This is a genomic window from Idiomarina baltica OS145 (assembly GCF_000152885.1).
GTDB classification, from domain to species: domain Bacteria; phylum Pseudomonadota; class Gammaproteobacteria; order Enterobacterales; family Alteromonadaceae; genus Idiomarina; species Idiomarina baltica.
Map to the genome: position 1 here is coordinate 2,654 of NZ_CH672411.1, position 2,845 is coordinate 5,498.

The window sequence follows — 2,845 nt, forward strand, 5'->3', positions numbered from 1 at the left end:
GCGCTCGGATCAGCGCCACCCAATTGAAGCGCAACGGGATGTTCCTCATCGTTGTAAGCTAGGAAATCTTGCTGACCATAGATAATGGCGCCAGTGGTCACCATATCGGTGTACAACAATGTATTGGGGCTTAATAAACGATGAAAGTATCGACAATGGCGATCCGTCCAATCCAGCATCGGGGCGACTGAAGCAAAATGAGGGTATAGCTTTGACAACGAAAACTCCTGTAGCTTATGGCGGTAACGCTAAAAACTCGACTGGCTATGTGAGGTGCCATTATATCTGTTTTATATTGTTCAGAACACCACGTTAGTTCCGAAATAGGACGATATGATTTACACTTTAGTAAAAACGATTATTGTGTCGAGCGTTGCTTGGCTGATAAATCTAATTACAATCAAAGCCAGCAGATGAAAAGGTCATATATGGGAACTATCGAAACAGAGCGATTAATTAGTAAGGCCGAGAAGCTTTGTCAAAACCGTGGCGCGCGATTAACGTCTACGCGTCGTGAAGTCTTTCGTATTCTGGCAGCTCAAAAAGGTGCGGTTGGTGCCTATGATTTGCTTGACTTGCTCAAGGGCTCTGTTCCTAACGCAAAGCCGCCAACGATCTACCGTGCGCTCGACTTTCTTCAAGAGCAAGGTTTTGTTCACAAGATCACTTCATCGAATAGTTTTGTTCTTTGCTCGCATTTTGAGCATCAACACCCTGTCCAAATGTTAATTTGTGATCGCTGTGGAGATGTTCAAGAAATTCACTCTGAAGGCGTTTACTCCGAACTGCAATCGCAGGCTGAGGATCAGGGCTTTCTGGTCAAAGAACAAACCATAGAAGCACATGGTTTATGTGCTAAATGTCATTAGTACTTACTACAACAACAGGAAATACCAATGAAGTTAACTCACCTCCTTGGTGTAGCTGTCGCAAGCATGGCGGTCTCTCAGGCCATTAATGCCCAAGCGTTTGACGACAAGTTCCGCCAGTTGAATGATGATAAATATCGTTCTCCCAACATATACAGAACAGCCTCTGGTGCGCCCGGGCATGGTTATTGGCAGCAGCAAGCTGATTACGATATTCAAGTCACTTTGAATGACGATAACCAAAGCATTAATGCGCGTAGTACGATTACCTACACGAATAACTCACCCGATACATTACGTTACATTTGGGTACAGCTGGACCAAAACCGATTCAAGAAGGATTCTATCGGTCCTCAAGCTTCGGCAACCAATGCTGATCGAATGAAAAAAGTCAGCTTTAGCCAAATGGAAACGATGATGACTCAAGAAGAGTTTCCAGCAGGCTATACCATCACTGACGTCTCGGACCCTCGCGGCGAACAAATGGATTACATCATTAATGACACGATGATGCGTATTGACTTAGATAAGCCCCTGAAATCGGGTGAGTCTATTGAATTCAATATTGGTTGGAAGTTCAACATCATTGAAGCCGACGTACTCGGTGGCCGTGGTGGTTATGAATATTTCGAAGACGACGGTAACTACTTGTACGAAATGTCACAATGGTTCCCTCGTGTCGCTGCTTACTACGATGCTGAAGGTTGGCAAAACAAACAATTCATGGGTCGTGGCGAATTCACCTTGGAATTTGGAAACTACGAAGTAGCAATTACCGTACCTGCCGATCATATCGTTGCAGCAACGGGTACATTGCAGAACCCTGATGAAGTCCTAACCGACGAGCAACAGCAGCGTTTAGAAGAAGCTGAAACAGCTGACAAGCCAGTTAAAATTGTCACACAAGAAGAAGCTTTGGAGAACGAAAAAGAAGGGACTTCTGAGACCAAAACTTGGGTATTTAAAGCCGATAACGTTCGCGATTTCGCGTGGGCTTCATCACGTAAGTTTATTTGGGATGCTCAAGGGTTTGATAACGGTGAAAGCGACGTTTTAGCGATGTCGTTCTACCCTGAAGAGGGTAACCCTCTGTGGGAACGCTACTCAACTGCATCCATTATCCATACTATCGAAAACTATAATAAATACAGTTTTGCATACCCATACCCTGTTGCTATCTCAGTTAACGGTCCGGTCGGTGGTATGGAATACCCCATGCTGACCTTCAATGGTCCGCGTCCATACGTTAACGAAGAGAGTGGAGAGAAGTACTACTCAAAACGTACTAAATATGGCTTGATCTCTGTCATTATTCACGAAATTGGCCACTCTTATTTCCCAATGATCGTGAACTCAGACGAGCGTCAGTGGACTTGGATGGATGAAGGTCTAAATACCTATCTTCAATTCCTTGCTGAGCAAGCGTGGGAAGACGACTATCCGTCTTGGCGTGGAGAAGCTCGCAATATCACAGGTTACATGGCTAGCCGTAATCAAATGCCGATTATGACAAACTCAGAATCAATTCTGCAGTTCGGTAATAATGCGTATGGTAAGCCTGCGACCGCGCTCAATATTTTGCGTGAAACCATTGTTGGCCGTGAATTGTTTGACTTTGCATTCCGTGAATACTCGCGTCGCTGGAAATTCAAACGCCCAACTCCTGAAGATTTCTTCCGTACCTTAGAAGATGCATCAGGTGTTGATCTTGACTGGTTTATTCGCGGCTGGTTCTACACCACTGACCACGTAGATATCTCGCTCGACAAAGTAAACCTGCTAACCGTCAATACTCAAGATCCAGAAGTCGAAAAGGCTTGGAAGAAAAAAGTTGATCAGCAAGATCCAAAATCTATCACTGCGATTCGCAATGAAGATATGGTCAAGAAGATTGCTCAACAAGAACACCTTCGTGACTTCTACAACGAGAATGACGAGTACACCGTCACTAATGCCGACCGTAACGAATACAAAAA

General features: G+C 44.6%; 3 protein-coding genes. 2 read left to right on the forward strand and 1 reads right to left on the reverse strand.

Going from position 1 to position 2,845, the window contains the following annotated elements; translation table 11 throughout:
• Positions 1 to 179 (reverse strand): tRNA-dihydrouridine synthase (locus tag OS145_RS12600; protein ID WP_006957007.1); only part of this gene is annotated, 179 nt, incomplete at its 3' end.
• Positions 180 to 428: 249 nt separating this feature from the next.
• Between OS145_RS12600 and zur the strand changes: the two genes are divergently transcribed.
• Together zur and OS145_RS13455 are read left to right on the forward strand one after the other, a co-directional pair.
• Complete coding sequence (zur, locus tag OS145_RS12605; RefSeq protein WP_006957009.1) at positions 429 to 869, forward strand: zinc uptake transcriptional repressor Zur; 441 nt, start codon at positions 429 to 431, stop codon at positions 867 to 869.
• A gap of 27 nt (positions 870 to 896) precedes the next feature.
• Positions 897 to 2,845, forward strand: a 1,949-nt coding sequence (locus tag OS145_RS13455) for a M1 family metallopeptidase (protein WP_006957010.1), incomplete at its 3' end; no start/stop codon positions are given.